The organism is Saccharibacillus deserti (assembly GCF_013618475.1).
Classification (GTDB): Bacteria; Bacillota; Bacilli; order Paenibacillales; family Paenibacillaceae; genus Saccharibacillus; species Saccharibacillus deserti.
This window is the reverse complement of sequence record NZ_JABJVN010000009.1, coordinates 204,183-225,014: the sequence shown is the minus strand read 5'-3', so window position 1 is coordinate 225,014 and position 20,832 is coordinate 204,183. Positions and strand designations below refer to the sequence as shown.

19 protein-coding genes, 1 pseudogene and 1 riboswitch are annotated in these 20,832 nt (G+C 53.1%); of the genes and pseudogenes, 3 read left to right on the top strand and 17 right to left on the bottom strand.

Annotation, left to right across the window (positions count from 1 at the left end; all coding sequences use genetic code 11):
* Positions 1-403: 403 nt before the first annotated feature.
* From HOP44_RS20010 to guaA, 12 genes are all read right to left on the bottom strand, one after another.
* Entirely contained in the window at positions 404-1,795 is a 1,392-nt protein-coding gene (locus tag HOP44_RS20010) for an NCS2 family permease (RefSeq protein ID WP_172256675.1), read from the bottom strand.
* Between the two features lie 134 nt (positions 1,796-1,929).
* A riboswitch (purine riboswitch) is annotated at positions 1,930-2,031 on the bottom strand.
* 267 nt (positions 2,032-2,298) lie between these two features.
* On the bottom strand, positions 2,299-2,679 hold the full coding sequence (locus HOP44_RS20005; protein ID WP_172256673.1) for an MmcQ/YjbR family DNA-binding protein: 381 nt from the start codon (positions 2,677-2,679) through the stop codon (positions 2,299-2,301).
* On the bottom strand, positions 2,676-3,776 hold the full coding sequence (locus tag HOP44_RS20000) for a leucine-rich repeat domain-containing protein (RefSeq protein WP_172256671.1): 1,101 nt from the start codon (positions 3,774-3,776) through the stop codon (positions 2,676-2,678). The genes HOP44_RS20005 and HOP44_RS20000 overlap by 4 nt, the downstream gene beginning before the upstream one ends.
* Positions 3,776-4,387: a DUF1349 domain-containing protein gene (locus tag HOP44_RS19995; RefSeq protein WP_172256669.1), complete on the bottom strand. Its 612-nt coding sequence runs from the start codon at positions 4,385-4,387 to the stop codon at positions 3,776-3,778. The genes HOP44_RS20000 and HOP44_RS19995 overlap by 1 nt, the downstream gene beginning before the upstream one ends.
* 168 nt (positions 4,388-4,555) lie before the next feature.
* Entirely contained in the window at positions 4,556-4,732 is a 177-nt protein-coding gene (locus HOP44_RS19990) for a hypothetical protein (protein WP_172256667.1), read from the bottom strand.
* Positions 4,733-4,767: 35 nt separating this feature from the next.
* Positions 4,768-5,409: an ABC transporter permease gene (locus HOP44_RS19985; protein WP_343059977.1), complete on the bottom strand. Its 642-nt coding sequence runs from the start codon at positions 5,407-5,409 to the stop codon at positions 4,768-4,770.
* Between the two features lie 119 nt (positions 5,410-5,528).
* The gene (locus HOP44_RS19980; RefSeq protein WP_172256663.1) at positions 5,529-6,251 is read right to left on the bottom strand and encodes an ATP-binding cassette domain-containing protein; all 723 of its coding nucleotides are present in this window, start codon (positions 6,249-6,251) and stop codon (positions 5,529-5,531) included.
* Between the two features lie 94 nt (positions 6,252-6,345).
* On the bottom strand, positions 6,346-6,948 hold the full coding sequence (locus HOP44_RS19975) for a response regulator transcription factor (RefSeq protein WP_172256661.1): 603 nt from the start codon (positions 6,946-6,948) through the stop codon (positions 6,346-6,348).
* Complete coding sequence (locus HOP44_RS19970) at positions 6,923-8,323, bottom strand: sensor histidine kinase (RefSeq protein WP_172256659.1); 1,401 nt, start codon at positions 8,321-8,323, stop codon at positions 6,923-6,925. Before HOP44_RS19970 ends, HOP44_RS19975 begins: the two co-directional genes overlap by 26 nt.
* On the bottom strand, positions 8,280-8,795 hold the full coding sequence (locus HOP44_RS19965) for a hypothetical protein (protein WP_172256657.1): 516 nt from the start codon (positions 8,793-8,795) through the stop codon (positions 8,280-8,282). The genes HOP44_RS19970 and HOP44_RS19965 overlap by 44 nt, the downstream gene beginning before the upstream one ends.
* A 361-nt stretch (positions 8,796-9,156) precedes the next feature.
* Positions 9,157-10,365: a Bcr/CflA family multidrug efflux MFS transporter gene (locus HOP44_RS19960; protein WP_172256706.1), complete on the bottom strand. Its 1,209-nt coding sequence runs from the start codon at positions 10,363-10,365 to the stop codon at positions 9,157-9,159.
* A 454-nt stretch (positions 10,366-10,819) separates the two neighbouring features.
* A complete protein-coding gene (gene guaA / locus HOP44_RS19955) occupies positions 10,820-12,358 on the bottom strand; it encodes a glutamine-hydrolyzing GMP synthase (protein ID WP_172256656.1) in 1,539 nt (512 codons plus the stop codon).
* Positions 12,359-12,551: 193 nt separating this feature from the next.
* Here guaA and HOP44_RS19950 point away from each other — a divergent pair.
* Positions 12,552-13,136, top strand: a pseudogene (locus HOP44_RS19950) (DedA family protein); the annotation flags it as partial.
* A gap of 304 nt (positions 13,137-13,440) precedes the next feature.
* Here the strand turns inward: HOP44_RS19950 and HOP44_RS19945 are convergent.
* The 5 genes from HOP44_RS19945 to HOP44_RS19925 form a co-directional block, all read right to left on the bottom strand.
* Positions 13,441-13,677: a hypothetical protein gene (locus HOP44_RS19945; protein ID WP_172256652.1), complete on the bottom strand. Its 237-nt coding sequence runs from the start codon at positions 13,675-13,677 to the stop codon at positions 13,441-13,443.
* Between the two features lie 429 nt (positions 13,678-14,106).
* Complete coding sequence (gene bcp / locus HOP44_RS19940) at positions 14,107-14,577, bottom strand: thioredoxin-dependent thiol peroxidase (RefSeq protein ID WP_172256650.1); 471 nt, start codon at positions 14,575-14,577, stop codon at positions 14,107-14,109.
* Between the two features lie 511 nt (positions 14,578-15,088).
* Positions 15,089-15,874, bottom strand: a complete 786-nt coding sequence (locus HOP44_RS19935; RefSeq protein WP_172256648.1) for an ABC transporter permease — start codon at positions 15,872-15,874, stop codon at positions 15,089-15,091.
* A gap of 4 nt (positions 15,875-15,878) precedes the next feature.
* A complete protein-coding gene (locus HOP44_RS19930) occupies positions 15,879-16,673 on the bottom strand; it encodes an ABC transporter permease (RefSeq protein ID WP_172256646.1) in 795 nt (264 codons plus the stop codon).
* Positions 16,666-17,718, bottom strand: a complete 1,053-nt coding sequence (locus tag HOP44_RS19925; RefSeq protein ID WP_172256644.1) for an ABC transporter ATP-binding protein — start codon at positions 17,716-17,718, stop codon at positions 16,666-16,668. The genes HOP44_RS19930 and HOP44_RS19925 overlap by 8 nt, the downstream gene beginning before the upstream one ends.
* A gap of 262 nt (positions 17,719-17,980) precedes the next feature.
* Between HOP44_RS19925 and HOP44_RS19920 the strand changes: the two genes are divergently transcribed.
* Together HOP44_RS19920 and HOP44_RS19915 are read left to right on the top strand one after the other, a co-directional pair.
* Positions 17,981-19,105 (top strand): LCP family protein, encoded by a 1,125-nt coding sequence (locus tag HOP44_RS19920; protein WP_172256642.1) that lies wholly within the window; start codon positions 17,981-17,983, stop codon positions 19,103-19,105.
* A 147-nt stretch (positions 19,106-19,252) separates the two neighbouring features.
* Positions 19,253-20,560 (top strand): glutamate-1-semialdehyde 2,1-aminomutase, encoded by a 1,308-nt coding sequence (locus tag HOP44_RS19915; protein ID WP_172256640.1) that lies wholly within the window; start codon positions 19,253-19,255, stop codon positions 20,558-20,560.
* Positions 20,561-20,832 lie beyond the last annotated feature (272 nt).

Here is a 20,832-nt window from a genome sequence, read left to right as displayed (position 1 = left end):
TTCCGCTGTTTGTGTTTCTCTCGCAGCAGCAACTCTTATATATTAGCATGTTCGTTTTCGTTTTGCAAGTCTTTTTTGAAATCTTTTTGTCCGCTTCTTGCGAAGCGTCTTGTCCGATTCCGGTTGGGACTCGCTCACTTGTTCGAACCGCACCGGCACTCTCTCAAGGCGGTTCCTAGACTATAACATCCTCCAAAACGCAAAACAACCCCTTTTTATTAAAAATCCCAATGGACATCTTGCCGTGAAATACACCTAGAATTCCTCTTCATTAATAGGCCGGAATTCTTCCGGCTCTCCATTTATCAAAAAAGCAAAAAAAGCTGCCGCTCGTCTCATGACGAATGGCAGCTTTCAACGTTTCCGAACCTTTTCCCTTTTGAAGCTTTCTCTTTTTTCTGAATTACTCTCCGCCAAGGAATACGTAGCGGGCAAGTACCAAGATAGCCAATACCCACATCAGCCAGTGGATTTTCACTTTGCGGCTCGTAAACAGGGTGCTCAATCCGCCCAGTACGACATAGGCGAGGATCCCGACCGAAATACCGTTTGCTATCCCGTTGGTGAAAGGCATAAAGATGATCGTCAGGAAAGCCGGAATGGCCTGCATCATATCATCCCAATCGATGCTGCGAACCTGGGAGATCATCAGAACGCCCACCATGATCAGAGCCGGAGCCGTTGCCGCCGAAGGAACGACCAGGGCAAGCGGCGCGATGAACATCGCCAGCAGGAACAGTATGCCTGTCGTAACCGATGTCAGTCCGGTACGTCCGCCTTCCGCAATTCCCGCGGTGCTTTCTACGTAGGAAGTGATGGTGCTTGTACCGAGAACCGCGCCTGTGCTGACGCCGACCGCGTCAACCAGCATGGCTCTACCGATTTTTTTCTCGCCTTCTTCCTTGTTCTTCATCAGACCCGCACGTTCCGCCGTACCGACCAGCGTGCCGAAGGTATCGAACAGTTCAACGAAGGTGAAGACAAACACGATCTCGAACAATCCAAGCTGCAGGGCGCCCATGATATCCAGTTGCCCGACAGCCAGATCTCCGAACGAAGGGATCCAGCTTCCCGTGGACAGGCCGCTCAGGTTCGTAACGCCCATCGGGATGCCGATCAGCGTAACCAGCACGATCCCGATCAGCAGCGCTCCCCGAATTCGCATGACCATCAAAGCGCCGATAATGAAGATCCCGATCAGCGACAGCAGCGTATCTTTCTGGTGCATGAAGTCGCCGAGCGCCAACTGGAAGTTCGAGCCCAGCACCGTTACCGGAGCCTGAAGCTGAGCCACGTCCGTGATTCCCGTTACCGTCGCGGAAGCGGAGATGATGTTGCCGAGCTTCATCCCGATAATGGTGACGAACAGTCCGATGCCGACGGTTATGGCCGCCTTGATCGAAGACGGAACGGCCACAATCAGCATTTGGCGAATCTTCGTTACGGTCAAGATGATGAAGATGATACCCGAGATGAAGACCGCGCCGAGCGCCGCCTGCCAGGTGATCGCGCCGTTCGAGCTCAATACGACGGTCATAAAGTACGCGTTGAGTCCCATACCCGGCGCCAGCGCCACGGGAATGTTGGCAACCAGACCCATCAGGATGGTAACGAGGCCCGCGCCTACGGCTGTGGCAAAGAACACGCCCGAAGCCGGAATACCCGCGCCGTCCGGACCGAGGAACGAAATGTTCACGATCAGGATATAGGCCATCGTGATGAAAGTCGTCAGACCGGCAATAATTTCCGTTCTGAATGTGGTGCCGTGTTCTTTGAGTTTAAAGAACTTTTCCATGATACAATTTTTCCTCCTCGGAAATCTAAATGGGGGAACGACAAAAGAGACCGGATTCGACATTGTCGCCTCCGGTGCTCTTGGAACCGGGAAAATCGGCCCTGCGCGCCGTGGGGAAATCCCTTGAGCCGCAAAATGCCTTCTTCCCGCTTCGTAGAGCGATCATTTACGGTGATCACGTAGAGACTTCCGGGCCCATTCCCGGAATTATACGAACGCTGTTTCAGTTGTCGGTTACCTTTATCCGCCGCCGCCAAAGCATACGTTCCGGCTGGTCGGCTTCACAGGTTACATTCTAGGGCAGGCCGATAAGCTTGTCAATGAAAAAAAGCGAATGATTAGGACGTTATATTATTTTAATGTTCGTTAATTATCCCATACTTCCCAAATTCAAAAAAACGTCCCATCCCAGTAGGCACAAGCCTGTCTCCGGGACCTGCCTGCACCTGTCAAAATGAAACGTTCCATTTCCTCTCGCGCTTTCCTATGAAAACGTTCGCTTTTCAGTCATTCTCCGTCAGCGGCGGAAGTTCGTCACGAACCTTCTTCGGGAGGCCGCTTCGCACCCGCTCATACGAGTGACGGATCAGGCCTCGGACGAAATCGGCTTCCAATCCTCCCTGTTCGAGCAGAAGGCTGTTCCAATGCGACTTGTTCGAATAATAACCCGGCACAATTTGCTCGTAGCGTTCCCGGTACTCCTCGGCGAGCAGCGGATCGCATTTAAGCGTCAGAATCTGCCTGGATTCGTTATCCGTTCCTCGCATGGCGAAGTATTTCCCTCCGACGCGATACAGCAGGCTGCCCCATTCTTCTTTCATAAAAGCTTCCGTACCGGGCAGTTCCAGACAGGTCTGCCGGATCCATTCGTCTGTCAGATTCATTTCGCATTCTCCTCGCCGATTTGTTGAATTCCGCTTCCGGGCACCGCGTCTGCCGATGCTCCGTTCCACCACCCGCCCGATTCCTCGGCAAACCCTTCTTGAACCATCAACTGCCGAATCGCTTCCTGTTCTTTGGTGCGGTTCATCACGATGCGGATACGCTTGGGCCGAAGAAGGGCAAACAGCTTCCGGAAGTCTTCAACCCCCAGTGTCTTCACTTCCAAAAACGCAAATTCTTCCAAACCTTCCGCACCCGCCGCCCAGTCCAGATTGTCCAGCGCAATGCCGAAACATTCGATCGAACGCAGATCGGGCAGATTCGAGAAGCCGGGCAGCGTCGCAAGCTTCGGCTGATCGCGCAGCTTCAATTCCCGAAGCCGCGGCAGCGCAGACAGCACATCCAGGCGGCTCAACCCTCTCACTCCCGTCAGGGACAGTTTTTCCAGCCGATCCAGCTTGTGCAGCCCGCCCAGATCCTCCGCGCCGCCAAAACCCAGCGAGAGCTTGTCCAACTGCGGATTCCCGCCCAAAAAAGACAAATCCCCCAGCGGAACCCCGTATAGGGTGAGAGCGCGCAGCGACTTCAATTCGTGCAGTACGCCGAGATGCTTGCGCTGCCCGGCAAGAACGAGTTCTTCCAATTCGGAGAATCGGTTCAAGATCGCAAGGTCGGGTTTTTTGGAACGGGTTTTGCCCAATCGAAGACGTTCCAGACCGCTGCGAACTTCGCCCAGCACATCGAACGAATCCAGCTCGAACACATCCAGCGTAAGTTCGCGCAGTTTCGCAAGGGAGCCTATATGGCTCAATCCTTCCGCGCGCGAGCAGCAGTCTACCGATAGCTTGACGACTCCCGGCAGCCGCTCCAAGACGGACAGGTCCGCCGCCTGCAGATGGAACCCGTAGATCCGCAGTTCAATGTCCGGCCGGATGGCGAACAGCTCCTCATTGAGAAGCTCCAGCAGTTTCGGGCCCGGTACTTCCAGTTCCGAATACTGCAGAATCCGAAGCGAAGGCTCCGCCGCCAGCAGCCGGATCTCGCCAGGCGTCCAGTTCTTGTCGATCTGAAGACGACCTCCGAACCCAATCGATTCCATCAGGAAGGTTCGTTCGAGCCGCGCTCGTGTTTGCGGATCTCAAAGCTGTGGAATACCGTCTCAAATCCGCCTTCCGTGCCCGGACTTGCCGAGTACAGACCGACTTTGAGCGCCGCACCTTCCGGGCAGTCCAGGTGCGCGATCCGCAGCTGTTCCCATTCTCCGTCCGCTTCGCGCGCATGGATCAGGAAGTCTTCGCCTTCCCGCGTCACTTTGAACTGCAGGCGGCGTTCGAACAGATCGGCGTCCGCGTTGCGGGTCGACCAGTCGGAATAACCGCCGCGCGTGACGACCGCTCCCAGATGCGAAGGTGCGCCGGGAATATACTCCACGGACGTCTTGAGCCAGTTGTCGCGGTCGACTTCCACAAACAGCCCGGATTGGTCGAACGTATAGCGCGGGTCCATCGACAATTCGGTTACCGCTACAAAGTCCCCTTCGATCTCGTCGTACAGCACGTGTCCATTGTAACGTTCGAAACCGTAGTGCGTTTTGAGCCAAAAATCGGTGTCGGCACGGCTGTGCAGCTTCAAAGCGCCCTCCGCGGTCTCCAGTTTCTCGGGTTCGGTCATGATCTTCAAACGGTCGGTATACTCCGGTATGTAGTGCATATCGTTTCCCCTTTCCATGCCTAAATAGAAATCGCAAGAACACATCAAGTATATCCGATTTCCTTCCTCATCATCCATCTTTGGGAATATCCTTCGCCTGTTTCAAAAACAAAAAAAGCTTTCTCCGCATCGCTGCGAAGAAAGCTTCCGACTACTCGGACTGGCGAGCTAGTTCATGCTCGGATTAGTTAAACGGATATTCGAGACCGTACCGCAGTTCACGCAGAAAGTCAGGATCACTTCGGAACCGTTGATCGCCATTTTTCCTTTTCCGACTTCTTTGACTTTCATATACTGGATAGCTTCTTTGAATTCCGTTCCGCTGCAGTTTGAGCATGTATGCATAAGTGTACCTCCTTATATTCTGTTGCAATTTCGATTTAATCGGGATCGGCGATTTTGAACATTCTGAGAGCGGCAAACCAGAGAACAGCGGATATGCCGATCAGAATAAACAGATACTGATAGGTTGGAAGCCAGGGGCTTGCGACTACATTCAGCTCCAACAGCGTGAAATCGTTCATGATCATCATGGGATTCCAAAACAAAAACTTGTAGTAAATATGCGGATTCTGATCCTGGATCATGGCAAACATGGACGGCATGGTAATACTGAACATCAGCAGCAGCGTAATCGGAGTCAGCACAGCTACAACCTTCTTGCTTTCTTTGAAAAAGGAAGCCAAAATGTAGCTCGCCGGGTACAGGCAAAGTAAGGTGACATTCGCAAACAGACATATTCTAAGGAAAGCCCCGCCATCGATCCCGATCAATACTTTGTAGCTGAACATGAACAGGATCAAGAACAGATTGAAAATGATAAAGATGCCCAAAGCGACCCCCATAAAGTAGCTGTTCAATTTCAAATCCGTTCTTTTTAACAGCAGAAACGTTCCGTCTTCCTTTTTCTCGGAGAGCAGCAGACTGTTCAACGATAACGCCAAACTAAAAATCAAAATCAGGAGGGTAAACGGAAGAAATTGAGATTTAACGAGTAAATCGACTATATGATCATTTTCCATGGTATTTTTTATAACCAAAGAAAAAATGAGGAAAATAAGAGGAGCCATAGCCTGACTGAAAGTTGTCCATTTATTCCTCCACTGTTCCAATAAATAGAATTTCGTAACGTTCCAGACCATTAGCTCACCTCGATATATTTTCCGGTCAGGCTGTGAAAGACCCCTTCAAGACCCTGAAACGGAGAATTTTTGTATTTGTCCAGAAGATCCTGTGTTTTTCCTGCCTCCAATACTTTGCCATTATCCATAATCACTACATCACTAAACAGTTCTTGATAACCGGAAATTTCATGGCTGATGATAATGGCCATTACGTTTTGGACAGCCAATTTTTCTTTTAAATGCTGTCCCAGCAGAAACTTTTTCTCGATATCCAGCTCCGAAAATGGCTCATCCAATACGACCACCCGCTTGTTCAACAGAAAAGTCAGATATAGAGAAACGGCTTTCCGCTCTCCGCCAGACAAATTTTCAACCAGCTGATTCTGAATCCGGTCCAGCGACAGCAGCTCGTACAATTTGGAGTCTTCCTTGGCATCAGCCGTAATCGTGGAGAAAAAACGAATCACTTCTTTTACTTTCAGAAACCGGAAACTGTTGAAACTCTGATACTGGAAAACGCAATTGGACTCCAGATCGCACTCTTCTCCGCCTTCTTCAAGCCGAATTTCTCCCCCGTCGCTTTTCAAATTTCCCGAGAGAATATTGACGAACGTACTTTTACCCGCTCCGTTTTTCCCGAGAATCAGATAGGTACGGCCGCTTTTAAAAGAGAGGGAAAAATCGTCCAGTACCTGCTTATTTCCGTATCTTTTGCTCAACCTGTTTATCTTCAATTCCATCTGCCTGGCCTCCTTCACTCTGCCGTTGTTAAGGTTAAACCCAGTTTACGATAGAAGAGAAAAATGAAAACGAGTATTTTGTGCACACTTTTGCTCACGTTCGAAAATTCAAGGTGATGATGCCGAGTTCGATCCCTTTTACGATTGCCGATACAGTCGAATTCACATGGAATTTCTCGTTGATCGTCTGAATGTGATTATTGACCGTTCTTCGGCTGATAAACAACAGGTCCGCTACGTCCTGCTGCCGGAGACCTTCCGCCATCAGCTGCAGGACTTCTTTTTCGCGTGCGGTCAGCTGTACGATATCCGAAGAGCTGCGGGGAAATATCATGCCGCCGCCGCGTACCCGCTCAATTTGTTCAACAAGATCATGGAGCGAAATATTTTTATGGATAAAGCCTTTGGCACCGATCTCGATTGCCCGGTTATGATATTCCACCAAGTCGTAGCCGGACAGAAAAATGATCTTCAAGTCCTTATAGGATTGAAGGACTTCCCGAGCGACCTCGAATCCGTTGTAGTCACCCATATGTATGTCCAGCAGCAGGATATCCGGCACTCTGTTCTCAAGCACCTTCATCAGCTGGTCGGGAGAAGTATAGACTTCGAACTTATCGACCTGGCCTTTGAGTGAAATCTCCAGACTTTTGGCAAACAATTTATGATCGTCAACCAGTATAAGATGCATATTCATTACCCGTCCTTCCCAGCGGCAGCTTGAATTGGAGGTGCATGCCGGAATCCGCGTTTTTTCGAATGATAAACTCTCCGCCTAACGCGTTGATCTCCTGCTTGACGGACAACAGACCGATATGTTGGACTTCGGCAGTATCCAGATCTTTTTCGATATCAAATCCTTTTCCGTCATCAATTACGTCCGCCAGCAGAATTCCTTCTTCCGAAATCTCCAGCGAGACGACGATCTCATTGGCGGATGCATGTTTGATCGCATTTTGCAGCAGCTCCTTAAGCGTACGAAACACCGGGTACTGCAGGCTTTCTTCAATTCCGATCTCTTCTTCGGCTTCCAGCCGGATATTCAAATGAGGCTGCTGTACCGCTTCTTCTCTCAATTTTCGGCACAGAATACTCAAGCTCTGGTACAATCCGAGATCCTGCAAAGTCGTCGGGTAAATATCGAACATCTTGCGGCGGATCGAATCGTTCAGTTCATCCAGCGTGTCCAACATAAGCTCACGGATCTCGGGATCCTCCCCGCCCGCTACTTCGCACATTCGCCGAACAGCCAAAATGGACTGCAAAATATCGTCGTGCAGATAGAGGGCGACCTCTTTGCGGATTTTCTCTGCATTTCGGGTGACGTGCATATTCTGATAGTCTTCGCAGCGCAGACTCGGTAGGGAAACATATCTTCGCTGATTCTCATGCAAAATCTCTGTCGTCTTGAGTATTTCGCATACTGTATTCGCAAGCAGGGATAACGTTTCGACTTCCCCGGTTGTAAACTTTCCTCCAGCCCGTTTATGACCGACAACCATCCAACCGTTCAACGTCTCTTTATAAAACAAAGGAAACGCAAAATAAAGCTTTCCGTCGATCATGACATGTTCGGTCTGTCGGTGCAGCTGTCCGCCGGACAGCCTTTTCAATGCAAAGTCTTTAAAAATCCCACTCTGCTCAAGCACATAGCTTCGCTCCTGCTCTCTCCAAATAATCATCGTTCCGTCCATCGGCAGCGTCTTGTCGATCAGCTGCTTGATCATCCCGCTCAGCGCACTCAAATAGTGGTCGTACGTGATCTTCTGTAGGATCTCGAGCCGTTCCTTCTCCAGATCCCCTTTGGCTCGGCTTGCCTCTTTGAGTTGGCGCTTCGCCATCGCTTTCTGAGCCATCATATACAAGTAAATGATCAAGGAAGCAAGCAGCAGCAGAAACAGAGATTGAAGCAGCGAGATGCCGACTTCATAATAAGCCAGACCTACAAAGGCAGCCGCTCCCCCGCCCGCAATCGCCGTCAGCTTAAGCATGAATCGGTAGTCATAACGGGTCTGAATCCCGTTTCGCTTAATCAGTACATAGCCGACAGCCGCCGGAAGAACGATCATCATGTAAATGGAATAATTTCGTATATCTTGGGGCAGCCAGCTGCGCAGCAGTAAAACACTGACTATAAAAGGAACAAAAGATACCGTCATCGCTCCATTCAACAGCCAACGTTCCTGGTTCAAAATTTGGCGCTGCTTCGGTCCATAATAAACCGACATCCGAATACAGGCCAAAATCGCCAATAGAATATGTATGCAGAACAGGTAACCCAGCAGCTTCACGGGACTCCATAATCCAACCAGAGTCAACGCCGAAGAATGCAGCAGCCAGATGTTCCACTTGTAATACAGCCTTTTCCGCGGAAGCTGCGTGAAAGTAACGAAAAAGATGAACATCAGATTGGGCATTAAGCTCATCAAAGGTTGGCCGATTATTTTGTGAAAAGAAAGAGAAGTGTTCAACGAGATCATGATCCACGCCGAAGCATACATTAAAAGGAGAAGCAGCAAACTGGACGTGTTCTTCGAAGTGCATAAGTAAATGACCGTACCCATCAGCACCAGCAGTACGGCAAAACAAGTGTCCGAAAACAATATTGAGGATCCACCGTTCGCTTGATAAGCATATAAAACGACCACGAGCATAAGCAGCGCGTGAATAGGAATAAACCCTGTACGTTTGTGTGCGGTCATACGCCCTCCTCAGCCTGCATCTTTTTTTATTTCCTTATTGTACATGACTGCCTACCTTATATAAATAAGACAATTGCCGTGTCGTTCGTCACCGGATCCGCTATATCGCCGTCGGAGAAGCACTCGCCGAACGGTGCCGGTACGGTATTTATTGCACGGCAAAAAGGACAGCCGCGCAAACGCGCAGCTGTCCTTTTTTCGAATTATTTTTCCGCCTGCTCCGCTTTTCTCACGAGCATAAAGTAAGTCAGAATCGCAATAAGGCTCGTACCCATCAACGTCAGGCCAAGCGGCACGGCCGTGTCCTCGCCCGCAATCCCGACGATCGGCGCGACCAGACCTCCCAGCACGAAAGGTACAAGACCGAGCAGCGCCGCCGCGCTCCCCGCATTGTTGGACTGGCTCTCCATCGCGAGCGGGAAAGCCGCCGTGGAGGTAATGCTGATCGAACATACGAAGAAGAATAACGGAATAACCAAAGCGAACAGCGGTCCTTCCACAACGGTAACCCCTACCACGACGATACTCGACAGCAAAGCCATCCATAAGCCGATGACCATAAGCTTCTGCTCCGGGACCCGATGCGAGATCCGCCCGACGATTTGGGAACCGATCATTAAGCTGATCCCGTTCGATGCAAACAATACGGAGAACATCGTCGGCGATACGCCGTAAATATTTTGATAGACGAAAGGCGTAGCTGCCACGTAGGCGAATACCCCTCCCGTCAGGATGCCCTGCGCCAACATGTAGCCCACAAACTTCTTATCGCGCAGCATCACGCCGTAGTTGCGAAGCTGGGACTTGAAGTTGGGCGAGACGCGCCGTTCGGGAGGATGACTTTCCTTCAGACGAAACTGCGTCATCAGGTACAGAAACACGCCGAGAATCGACAAGGAAATAAATACGCCCGGCCATGTCGTAAATTTAAGGACTCCGCTTCCGGCAATCGGAGCGACCAACGGTCCCAGGTTGCCGACAAGCAGCAGCAGGGAGAAAAATTTGGTCAGTTCATGACCGCTGTACAAGTCTCGAGCGATCGCGCGCGAAATGACGATTCCTGCGGAAGCCGCAAAACCTTGGGCAAATCGGAGTACGATCAACGTGCCGATATTGGGAGAATACGCGCACGCCAGCGAAACGATGACGTAAGCAATGATGCCGATCAGCAGCGGCCGGCGTCTGCCGTATGCATCGCTCAAAGGCCCCGTGACAAGCTGGCCTATGCCGAGCCCGAGCAAACAGGCAGTCAAACTGAACTGTACCAAAGAGGCATTCGTATGAAAGTCTTTGGCGATTTGAGGAAACGCGGGCAAATACATATCGATCGTAAACGGCCCCAACGTCGAAAAGACGCCGAGCAATAAAGCGAGACCGATCACGCTCCACTTACTGCTGTTACTTTTATTCATCATAATCTAAATCTCCGTCCTTCTTCATCCGGTCTGATTCCCGATTATACAGGACGCCAGTTACTAAGTGAACCTTATTTATTTTAAATTTCAAACTTTATTATTTTCATACCTTGACCCGTGCTGTTTTATGAGGAATCCTGGAATAGAGGTGGAAAATGAATATTGAACAATTTATTGAGCTGGGTAAAGAAAAAGCGATTCGGGGAAAACTATAACGTCATTCTTTTCCGGGAAGGCCACTCGTTTGATGCGGCCAGACTCCGTAAAGATCAAATCAAAGAAGCGGATCAATTTCGTACAGGAGTGACCGATCTTATTTTGAAAAGAGGATCAACCTTGTACGACGAACTTACCAAACGATATTCGTTGCGCTCAAACAATGAAAAGCAAAAACGACCCCAAAACGTATCACGTTTGAGGTCGTTTTTTTCATGTTCCTATTTACTCTATCCTATTCCCACTCGATCGTGGAAGGCGGTTTCGACGTTACGTCGTACACGATGCGGTTGACGTTATCCACTTCGTTGACGATGCGGACCGAAATTTTCTCCAGGACGTCCCACGGGATACGCGCCCAGTCGGCGGTCATTCCGTCGATCGAAGTCACCGCGCGGATGCCGACGGTGTACGAATACGTACGCGCGTCGCCCATAACGCCGACGCTCTTCATGTTCGGCAGCGCCGTGAAGTACTGCCAGATCTCGCTTTCGAGACCCGCTTTGGCGATCTCTTCGCGCAGGATCAGGTCCGAATCGCGCACGATCGTCAGTTTCTCTTCCGTCACTTCGCCCAGTACGCGGATCGCGAGACCCGGACCCGGGAAAGGCTGGCGCCAGACGATCGCATGCGGCATGCCGAGCTCTTCGCCGACTTTGCGCACTTCGTCCTTGAACAGCGTGTTCAGCGGTTCGATCAGGCTGAACTTCATGTCCGCCGGCAGGCCGCCGACGTTATGGTGCGACTTGATCGTCTGCGCCGTCGCCGTTCCGCTCTCCACGATGTCCGTATACAGCGTACCCTGTGCCAGGAAGTCGAAATCGCCCAGCTTGGCCGATTCTTCGTCGAAGCAGTAGATGAATTCGTTGCCGATGATTTTACGCTTTTGCTCCGGATCTTCGACGCCCGCGAGCTTGCTCAGGAAACGCTCCTGCGCGTCGATCTTGACCACGTGGATATCGAATTTGCCGACGAACGTCTCCATGACGCTTTCCGCTTCGCCTTTGCGCAGCAGACCGTGGTCGATGAACATGCACGTCAGCTGATCGCCGATCGCACGGTGGATCAGCATCGCCACGACGGACGAATCGACGCCGCCGCTCAGCGCGCACAGCACTTTGCGATCGCCGACTTTGTTGCGGATATCCTGAATCGCGTCTTCGATGAACGATTCCATCGTCCACTCGCCGCTGCATTTGCACACTTCGTACAGGAAGTTCTTGATCATCTCGTTGCCGTAGACGGAGTGGCGTACTTCCGGGTGGAACTGCACCGCGTGCAGATTGCGTTCTTTGTGGCTCATCGCCGCGATCGGCGCCGATTCCGTGCCCGCTTCCAGCACGAAGCCTTCCGGCAGCGTCACGACATGGTCGCCGTGGCTCATCCAGACGGTCTGCTTGGCATCGAGGCCCTTGGTCAGGACGCTGTTATGCAGGAATTCGACGTCGGCTTTGCCGTATTCGCGTTTGCCCGCGCGTTCGACTTTGCCGCCGAGCTGCTGCGCCATCAGCTGCATGCCGTAGCAGATGCCGAAAATCGGCAGGCCGAGTTCGTAAATAGCCGGATCGACGTGAGGAGCTCCTTCTTCATATACGCTGAGCGGGCCTCCGGAGAAGACGATGCCCGCCGGATTCAATTCACGCAGGCGTTCAACCGGGGTATTGTACGGCATTAGCTCGCTGAATACGCCCAAATCACGAATTCTTCTGGCAATCAGTTGGTTGTATTGTCCCCCAAAGTCCAGTACGACAATGAGTTCGTTCGGTTTATTCATGTCACGCCTCCCTTAATTACTGTCGCTAATTATACCGATGCCCCCCACATACCGCAAGAAAAAAAGGCGATGAACCCGCTTATTGCCCCGGTCGGCTGGCTTTGCGGAGCGAAGATGGATTTTTCTGTCCCAAATATCGTAAAATCAAGGAAAACGTCCGCAGCATTCGTCGTTCAAAGGAGCTCGAAGACATATGGAAATTTTCAAAATGGTTCAGCAGCTGTTCGAGCAGTACGGGTACCTGGTCATGTTCCTGGGCCTGTTTCTGGAATTCATCGCTCTGCCGTTTCCGGGGGAAACGACTATGGCTTATGCCGGTTACTTATCCTACAAAGGATCTTTGCGGTTCGATCTGCTGCTGCTCGTCGCCTTTCTGGGCACGACCATCGGCATGACCATAACGTATTTTATCGGCCAAAAAGCGGGACTGCCGTTTCTGCGCCGCTTCGGCGGCTGGTTCTTCAAAGAAAGCAAACTGATCAAGACGCAGACCTTCTTCTCCAAATACGGACCGGTTCTGATCTTCTTCGGCTACTTTATTCCCGGCGTCCGGCATTTTACCGGCTATCTGGCGGGCATCCTGAATATTTCTTTCAAAAAGTTCGCCGTCTATGCCTACACCGGAGCCTTGTTCTGGACCCTGCTCTTCCTCGGTCTCGGCAAAATCTTCGGGCCCCAGTGGTCGGTCGCGTTCAAATTGGCCGAGCATTATGCCGTCTGGATTATCGCCGCGGCTTTTCTTCTGCTGTGCGTCTTCCTGATCGTCAAATACCGGGCGCTGACCGCGTCGATTCTTACCGCACTGCCCCGTTATTTCAAGCGCGGACGCCGCCGCTCCGAGCAGCAATCCTCCCGGTCTTCGGCTGCCGAACGTCGGGTTTCCCTTCGGGCGGCGCATGACCGGCTGAGGCTGAAACGTCTGCATATCGTCCGGCTTCGTCCGGGACGTTTCCCGGCCGTGATAGTCCTAAAACTGAAATCGCGCTCCAAGTCGCGGCTGCCTTAAGCGGACAGCCGTACGCAAAAAAGACTCCCGGTCGAATCGACCCGGGAGTCTTCTTGATGTCGGCGGCAGGCGCTGATCAGATGCCGACTCCTGCCGTCTGGCAGTCGTGCTCCAGACGTTCGGACGATGCGGGAGCCTGTTCCGGAGATTCGATCCCCCGAATCTCCATGTCTTCAAGCAGGTCCATGTACAGACGCTTGGCCTGTTCGCAGGCCGCGGTAATGTCGTTCTCCCGTACGTTTTTGTAAATCCCCCGAAGTTTCGCATTGTACAAATTATGGTCCACTTTCACCCAAGCCGGAATGATTTGCATAACAAATTCCCCTCTCCCCAAAATAACCTGATCCTGCGCCGGCCCCCGCCGGCGGTCGGATTGTGTACGACACGGATCTGCAAGCTTGAAACACCCCCTGTGCTTCAAGCCGTAGTCCGTTCACCTGTACGGCACGGCTGTTCCTTTTTTTAGTGGACGCCTTTCCGTATTCGTCTCGAATATGGGTCCCCTGGCGCCCGGCTTCATCGTCAGTTCCCTCCCGTTCTGCGCTCCGACGTTGAAAACCAAATTGTTTTTCATTTCCTAACATAAATTTAAACGTTTTTCCGATTTTTCTCAAACGCTTTTTAGCTATTTTCATCAAATCGACTGAAAATGCGACAAACCGGCTATGAATTACAGAAGAAAACAAGAAAAAAATCCAGCTTCTAAGACTCGTTAAAAAATAATAAATCTTTTTTAATATTTCTATTCTTTCGATGCTTCTTCTACCGCCTGCAAAACTTCTTCCACATGCCCCTCGACTTTGACTTTGCGCCATTCCCGAATCAAGCATCCTTCTTCATCCAACAGGAATGTCGAACGTACGATGCCTTCATATTCTTTGCCGAAATTTTTCTTAAGCTGCCATACGCCGAACTCCTCGCTGACCGTGTGCTCCGTATCCGACAGCAGCGGGAAAGGCAGGTCGTATTTGGCGCCGAACTTCTCGTGCGATTTCACGTCGTCCGCGCTGATCCCGATCACGGCCGCGTTCTTGGTCATAAAGTAGCTTTCCGAATCGCGGAAATCGCAGGCCTGCTGCGTGCAGCCCGGCGTCATGTCTTTGGGATAAAAGTAAATCACGAGCTTCTTGCCGCGATAATCGCTGAGCTTGATTTCTTCGCTTCCGACGGCGGGCAGGCTGAATTCCGGTACGATTTGTCCGATCTCTATCATAAGTGAATCGCTCCTTTGGTTGAAAAAATGGGATGGTGCCGGATTCGGCTGATTAACGCTAAGGTTGTGCAGCGTGACGCTTCTGCGCTCAATCCCATCTTACCAGCAACCCGACGCGCAAGAAAGGAGCCGGCCCAATCGGCCGACCCCTTCTCTATCCTTCATGTGCCTTCTGCAGTTTTACAAAGCAGCGACTCTAACGAACCGTGATCATGCTAATCGCCTAACGGATCGCTTTTACACATTCTAACGAATCGTCCTCACTCTATTTGACCGAAACCGGCCTCATACCGGCTCAATAACGGTCGGTAAGGATATGACGATTCGTTAAATTATTAAAAGAGCGAAAGACCGGCAAATAGCGATACGAGGATTCGTTACCGATCGGTGTCCAGGCATAGTCCATGCCCGCTGACGTCCCCCACGCTTTTTGCTCTTTGCCCTTCGCTCTTGCCCTCTGCCCTTCCCTCTCTTCCCCCGGAGCGCCTACGCGCCTGCTCGTCTCCCCCGTCTACGATCCTGCCCCGCGGTACTTTTTCACGCCCACGTTCCAGCTTGTCAGGCCGATCGTCAGGAAGATCGCGGCCATGACCGGCGTCAGCCAGGCCATATGCGTCATCTCCGTCCTTCCGAGGAACAGCGACGCCGGATAGATCCCGACAAACGCGAACGGCAGAATCCAGGTCAGCAGAAACTGGATCGCACGGTTGTAGATCGTTACCGGATAGCGGCCGTAGTTCTGGATGTTGTACATAAGCGGGATAATGCCGGTCGGCGAATCCGAGTAGAACGACAGCGACGTCAGAGTGATGTAGATGCCGGTATAGATCAAGGTGGCGCTAACCGCAAACAGAATCAGTACCGGAATATGCCACCACAGCAGTTCGATCCCAAGCTGGCCGCCGCTGATGACCATGATAATCAAGCCGATCAGCGAACCGATCAGACCCGGCGGGTCGATGTTTTCCAGGAAAATCTGGAACAGATTATGGGCGGGACGGGTCAGAATGCGGTCCATCTCGCCTTTGACAATATAACGTTCGCTGAAATTCCACAGATTGACGAAGCAGCTGAACAAGCCGAACGGCACCATGAAGAATCCGTATACGAACACCACTTCCGCCTCGCTCCAGCCGCCCAGCGTATTCGTATGCCCGAAGACGACGAAGATGAAGATCAGGTTACTCGCCTGCATCAGCAGATCCGAGACGACTTCGACCCAGAAATCCGCGCGGTACGTCAGCCTTGTTTTCATATAATTCTTGAGATATTCGACAACCAATCCGATATAGTACATATGCTCAACCCCCCTGCACGAACAGCCGCTTGCGCGCCGCCCGCCACGTGAAGAAGATCGGGATCAGCAGAGCGAAGAACCAGATCAGCTGAATGCCGAACACTTCGAGAATGCCTGTCCCTTTGGTGCGTCCCGTAAAGACCGAACCCGGCAGATACGTGATCGCCTGGAAAGGCAGCCACTGCATGATCGAGCTGAGCCAGCCCGGGAACAGACTGATCGGGATGACGAGTCCGGAGAACAGGTCGACGACGACCCGTTTCATCCGCATGATGCCTTCGTTGTTTTCCACGAAAAACGCCATCAGCCCGGTCAGGATGTTCAGCTGCGAGTTGATCAGGAAACTGAAGAACAGCATGACCAGGAAGCCGATCCACGCGAGCGGGTCGGTCGGCAGGCGAACCGGGAACAGCAGCAGCGCAAGCAGCATCCCGGGAATCATGAACAGCGTGAAGCGGAACAGACCTTCGCCGAAGCCCTGCATCATTTTGACAAACAAATAATTGTAGGGACGGATGAATTGGATCGCGATAGAGCCGTCCCGGATATCGGTCGCGATCTCGCGGTCCAGGTTGTTGAAATAGAACGCGCGCGCCATCCAGGACACGGCGATATACGTCGTCATCTGGGAAGCCGTGAAGCCGCCGATCTCGCCTTTGTCCCCGTAGATAGCCTGCCAGGTGAAGTAGTACACGCCAATGTTCAGCATGTAGATCAGGATGCCGGAGTAATAATTGACGCGGTACGCCAGCATGGTAAGAAAACGGATCCGGATAAAGTCGGTATACACGCTAAGCATGGGAATGAGGCCCGCCTTCCGATACCGCCGATGTCGGCACGGTCGCCGATCCGGTCTGGTAAATCTGGCGAACGATCTCGTCGGTCGTCGTCTCCGTGATCTTGATATCCGTAATGGCGATATCCGCATGGCCGACAACCCGTGCCAGCACATCGGATACGCTCATCTCGCCCGGCACCAGCACTTCGGCGTGCAGGTCGTTGTCGGCGGTCCAGCTGACGTTCAGCTCCGATGTGAGCGCCTGCAGACGCGGCAGCGGACAGTGGTTGCCGAACTGGAACGTGATGCGCGTGCCCTGTCCCCAACGGGACTTGAGCGTATCGAGGCCGCCGTCGTAGATGATGCGTCCTTCGTCGAGCATGATGACCCGCGAGCAGAGCGCTTCGATATCCTGCAGATCGTGCGTCGTCAGCAGAATGGTCGTGCCGTGCTGCCGGTTCATGTCTTTGAGAAATTCGCGAATCTCCGTCTTGACGATAATGTCGAGACCGATCGTCGGCTCGTCCAGGAAGACGATCGACGGATTGTGCAGCAGCGCGGCCACCAGCTCGCAGCGCATCCGCTGGCCGAGACTGAGCTTGCGCACGGGGCGGCTGAGCAGTTCGCCCAGATCGAGGCGCTGGACGAGTTCGTCCAGCCGCTTTTTGTAGTCGTTCTCGCCTACGCCGTACACTTTGCGCAGCAGACCGAACGATTCGATAACGCCGATGTCCCACCAGAGCTGGCTGCGCTGGCCGAACACGACGCCGATATTGCGGACGAACTTCTCGCGCTCTTCGTGCGGCACGTAGCCGCCCACGTTGAGCTTGCCGGAAGTCGGAACGAGAATGCCGGTCAGCATCTTGATCGTCGTCGACTTGCCCGCCCCGTTCTCGCCGATGTATCCGCAGATCTCGCCGGCGGGGATGGAGAAGGAAATATCGTTGACCGCCGCGACCTCGTTATATTGACGGGAAAACAGATCCTGCAGCGCGCCTTTGAGGCCTCCGCGGTTCTTCTGGACTTTGAACGTTTTGTTCAGATGTTCGACTTCGATGGCGTTCATATGTGTTCCTTTCTCTGATTCCGAATCGGGTCCGGATCGTCTTTTTTGACAGGGAACGCCTGCGTACGGTTCAGCGCGAAAAGAAAGGGGTATTCAGCGTTAGGACGCCGGAAGCCTTTCGTGACGGCGGTTTTGCGTATGCGCAGAAGACAATAAAATCGGACAAATTGCCTGACGCTCCGAAAAAAATTATAATGTAGGGATATCGCGAAGGCAAACGGTATTCTCGCGTACTCCCTCCAAAGCGAAAGGAAGAAAACGAATGTCGAAAAGAAAGAAGAGGACCCTGAGCTGGGTGCTTTCGATTATTTTGGTCTCCGCGGGCGGTTATGCGGCTTTCTACTTCACCAGCTTATACAATCAGGTATCGGGTCTGCAAAAGGTAGGCGAAAGTTCGCCGTTCCGCAGTCTTCCCGTCACCGAGACGACAACCGTGCAGGATCCTCCGAAGTGGGAAGGCAGCGAACCGGTCAATATTCTGCTGATGGGCGTGGATGCCCGGGGCGTCGACGAAGGAGAAATCCCCCGTTCGGACTCGATGATTGTCGCTTCGATCGATCCCGTCGACAAAACGATCAATCTGTTCTCCATTATGCGCGACACCTACACCGACATTCCCAACCATGGCAAGCAGCGGATCAACGCCGCGATTACCCACGGGCCCAATACCGCCATGCAGACCGTTTCCGACCTGCTCGGCATTCCGATCCAATATTACGTATATACCGACTTCCAGGGCTTCATCAAACTGGTGGATGCCGTAGGCGGAGTCGATTTTTATGTGGAAAAAGACATGCATTACGTCAGCGCGGCCGATCAGCATCTGTACGATATCGACCTCAAAGAAGGCCAGCAGCATCTCGACGGAACAACGGCGCTGCAGTATGTCCGCTTCCGGCACGATCAGCTGTCCGATTTCAGCCGCACCGGGCGCCAGCGCGAATTCCTGCAGGCGATCGCCGACAAGCTGAAGACCTCGACTTCGATTATGAACCTGCCGAATATTCTCGAACAGGTCAGCCCCTATATCGACACCAATCTGAGCGTCGGCGATATGTGGAAATTGGCAACCGTCGCCTACGACAGCAAAATGGGCGGCAGCGAGCAGATTCCGCCGGCCAGCCTGCTGGTTGAAGAACGAGTCGACGGTGCGGCCGTACTGTCCGTCAGCAGCGAAGAAAAGCTCAAGCGGTTCATCCAGGACACGCTGGACGCTTCGGCCCAAGCCGGACAAACGCCCGCAGCGCCCGGCGGATCCGAACCGGCCGCGGAAGAAGACGGAACCGCTGGCGAAACGGAAACCGAGCGCGCCCCCGTCTCGGCCGTGCCGACTCCATCGGCAGCCAAAAGCGAAGCTTTGGTCGCAGGCGGCGGTCCGCGGCAGTAAATCTGCCTAAACGCAACCAAATCGTCCCTGTACGTCAACCGCAAAATTCGTTACGCTTAAAGAGCGCCTTTCGACAAAGGCGCTCTTTTCCTTGAAGCGGCTCAAACCGTCTGTACCGCAACCTCCATATCGAAAGGATCGTGTATCATGAATCGTCCAAATTCCGAAAAACTTTACGCCGAAGCGCTCGAACATATCGTCGGAGGCGTCAACAGTCCTTCCCGCTCGTTCAAAGCGGTAGGCGGCGGCGCTCCCGTCTTCATGCAGCGGGGCCAGGGTTCCCGTTTCTGGGATGTCGACGGCCGCGAATATATCGATTACCTGGCCGCTTACGGCCCGATCATCGCGGGGCACGCCCATCCCCATATTACCGAGGCGATCGTTCGCGCCGCGCAGAACGGGACTCTCTACGGAACGCCGACCGAACTTGAGATCAAGCTCGCGAAGATGCTCAAAGACGCGATTCCGTCGATGGACAAAGTCCGCTTCGTCAATTCCGGTACGGAAGCCGTCATGTCGACGATCCGGGTCGCCCGCGCCTACACGAAGCGGTCGAAGATCATCAAATTCGCCGGCTGCTATCACGGTCACTCCGACCTGGTGCTCGTCGCGGCGGGCTCCGGGCCTTCCACGCTCGGGATTCCGGACAGTGCCGGCGTACCGGCCAGCATCGCCCAGGAAGTCATTACCGTGCCGTTCAACGATCTGCAGGGCCTTGAAGAAGCTCTCAACCGCTGGGAAGGCGAAATCGCGGCCGTTATGGTCGAGCCGATCGTCGGCAACTTCGGCATGGTCATGCCCGAGAAAGGTTTCCTCGAAGGGCTCTGCAAGCTGGCGCACGACCATGGCGCGCTCGTCATTTACGACGAAGTCATCACCGCGTTCCGTTTCCACTACGGTTCGGCACAGACGTTCGGCGAGCTGGACAACCATGATGCCATCATGCCCGATCTGACGGCGCTTGGCAAGATACTCGGCGGCGGACTGCCGATCGGCGCCTACGGCGGCCGCAGACACGTGATGGAACAGGTTGCTCCGCTCGGACCGGCTTACCAGGCGGGCACCATGGCCGGCAACCCGGCTTCCGTCTCGGCGGGCATCGCCTGCCTGGAAGTCCTGCAGGGCGAAGGCGTCTATGACGAGATGAACCGCCTGGCGATTCGCCTGACGGACGGCATCGCCGAGTCGGCGCAGCGCCGCGGCGTGCCGCTGACGATCAACCGTATCCGCGGATCGTTCTCGACGCATTTCTGCGATCATCCGGTCACCAACTACGAACAGGCGCAGGATACCGACGGCGAAGCGTTCGCCGCTTTTTTCCGCGGCATGCTGGATCGCGGAATCTGCCTGGCTCCTTCGAAATACGAAGCCTGGTTCCTGACGACCGCGCATACCGACGCGGATATCGACGCCACGCTTGCCGCGGCGGACGAGACGTTCAAAACAATGCGCTGATTTTGCGATCGGACAGCATCGGGCGGAAGCTTGAAGCTGCACCAGGCATCGGCTTCCGCGCTGAGATACGGACATTCAAAAAGGCTTTTCCCTTGAAGGGAAAAGCCTTTTTGGCGAAGTTACACCCTCTTCGTTTGTTTCGGCAAAACGGCCGTGTACGCAGACAAAATAGCGCATCCTCTTCGCTTTATGCAACGCTTCTCAAACGCTTCTCCCGAATAACTTCGCGAGAGCACTTATTCGGCTTCCAAAGGCCCATTTCAAGGAAACAA

Coding starts and splice junctions, on each gene's coding strand:
- HOP44_RS19935 (WP_172256648.1), bottom strand. CDS start 15,874: ATGTACTATATCGGATTGGTTGTCGAATATCTCAAGAATTATATGAAA.
- HOP44_RS19925 (WP_172256644.1), bottom strand. CDS start 17,718: ATGAACGCCATCGAAGTCGAACATCTGAACAAAACGTTCAAAGTCCAG.
- HOP44_RS19930 (WP_172256646.1), bottom strand. CDS start 16,673: ATGCTTAGCGTGTATACCGACTTTATCCGGATCCGTTTTCTTACCATG.
- HOP44_RS20010 (WP_172256675.1), bottom strand. CDS start 1,795: ATGGAAAAGTTCTTTAAACTCAAAGAACACGGCACCACATTCAGAACG.
- guaA (WP_172256656.1), bottom strand. CDS start 12,358: ATGAATAAACCGAACGAACTCATTGTCGTACTGGACTTTGGGGGACAA.
- HOP44_RS20000 (WP_172256671.1), bottom strand. CDS start 3,776: ATGGAATCGATTGGGTTCGGAGGTCGTCTTCAGATCGACAAGAACTGG.
- HOP44_RS19985 (WP_343059977.1), bottom strand. CDS start 5,409: ATGGAAAATGATCATATAGTCGATTTACTCGTTAAATCTCAATTTCTT.
- HOP44_RS19990 (WP_172256667.1), bottom strand. CDS start 4,732: ATGCATACATGCTCAAACTGCAGCGGAACGGAATTCAAAGAAGCTATC.
- HOP44_RS19915 (WP_172256640.1), top strand. CDS start 19,253: ATGAATCGTCCAAATTCCGAAAAACTTTACGCCGAAGCGCTCGAACAT.
- HOP44_RS19995 (WP_172256669.1), bottom strand. CDS start 4,387: ATGCACTACATACCGGAGTATACCGACCGTTTGAAGATCATGACCGAA.
- HOP44_RS20005 (WP_172256673.1), bottom strand. CDS start 2,679: ATGAATCTGACAGACGAATGGATCCGGCAGACCTGTCTGGAACTGCCC.
- HOP44_RS19970 (WP_172256659.1), bottom strand. CDS start 8,323: ATGATGATCGTTCTTCCGGCGGCTGTCGGCTATGTACTGATTAAGCGA.
- HOP44_RS19980 (WP_172256663.1), bottom strand. CDS start 6,251: ATGGAATTGAAGATAAACAGGTTGAGCAAAAGATACGGAAATAAGCAG.
- bcp (WP_172256650.1), bottom strand. CDS start 14,577: ATGATAGAGATCGGACAAATCGTACCGGAATTCAGCCTGCCCGCCGTC.
- HOP44_RS19960 (WP_172256706.1), bottom strand. CDS start 10,365: ATGAATAAAAGTAACAGCAGTAAGTGGAGCGTGATCGGTCTCGCTTTA.
- HOP44_RS19975 (WP_172256661.1), bottom strand. CDS start 6,948: ATGAATATGCATCTTATACTGGTTGACGATCATAAATTGTTTGCCAAA.
- HOP44_RS19920 (WP_172256642.1), top strand. CDS start 17,981: ATGTCGAAAAGAAAGAAGAGGACCCTGAGCTGGGTGCTTTCGATTATT.
- HOP44_RS19945 (WP_172256652.1), bottom strand. CDS start 13,677: ATGCAAATCATTCCGGCTTGGGTGAAAGTGGACCATAATTTGTACAAT.
- HOP44_RS19965 (WP_172256657.1), bottom strand. CDS start 8,795: ATGCACTTCGAAGAACACGTCCAGTTTGCTGCTTCTCCTTTTAATGTA.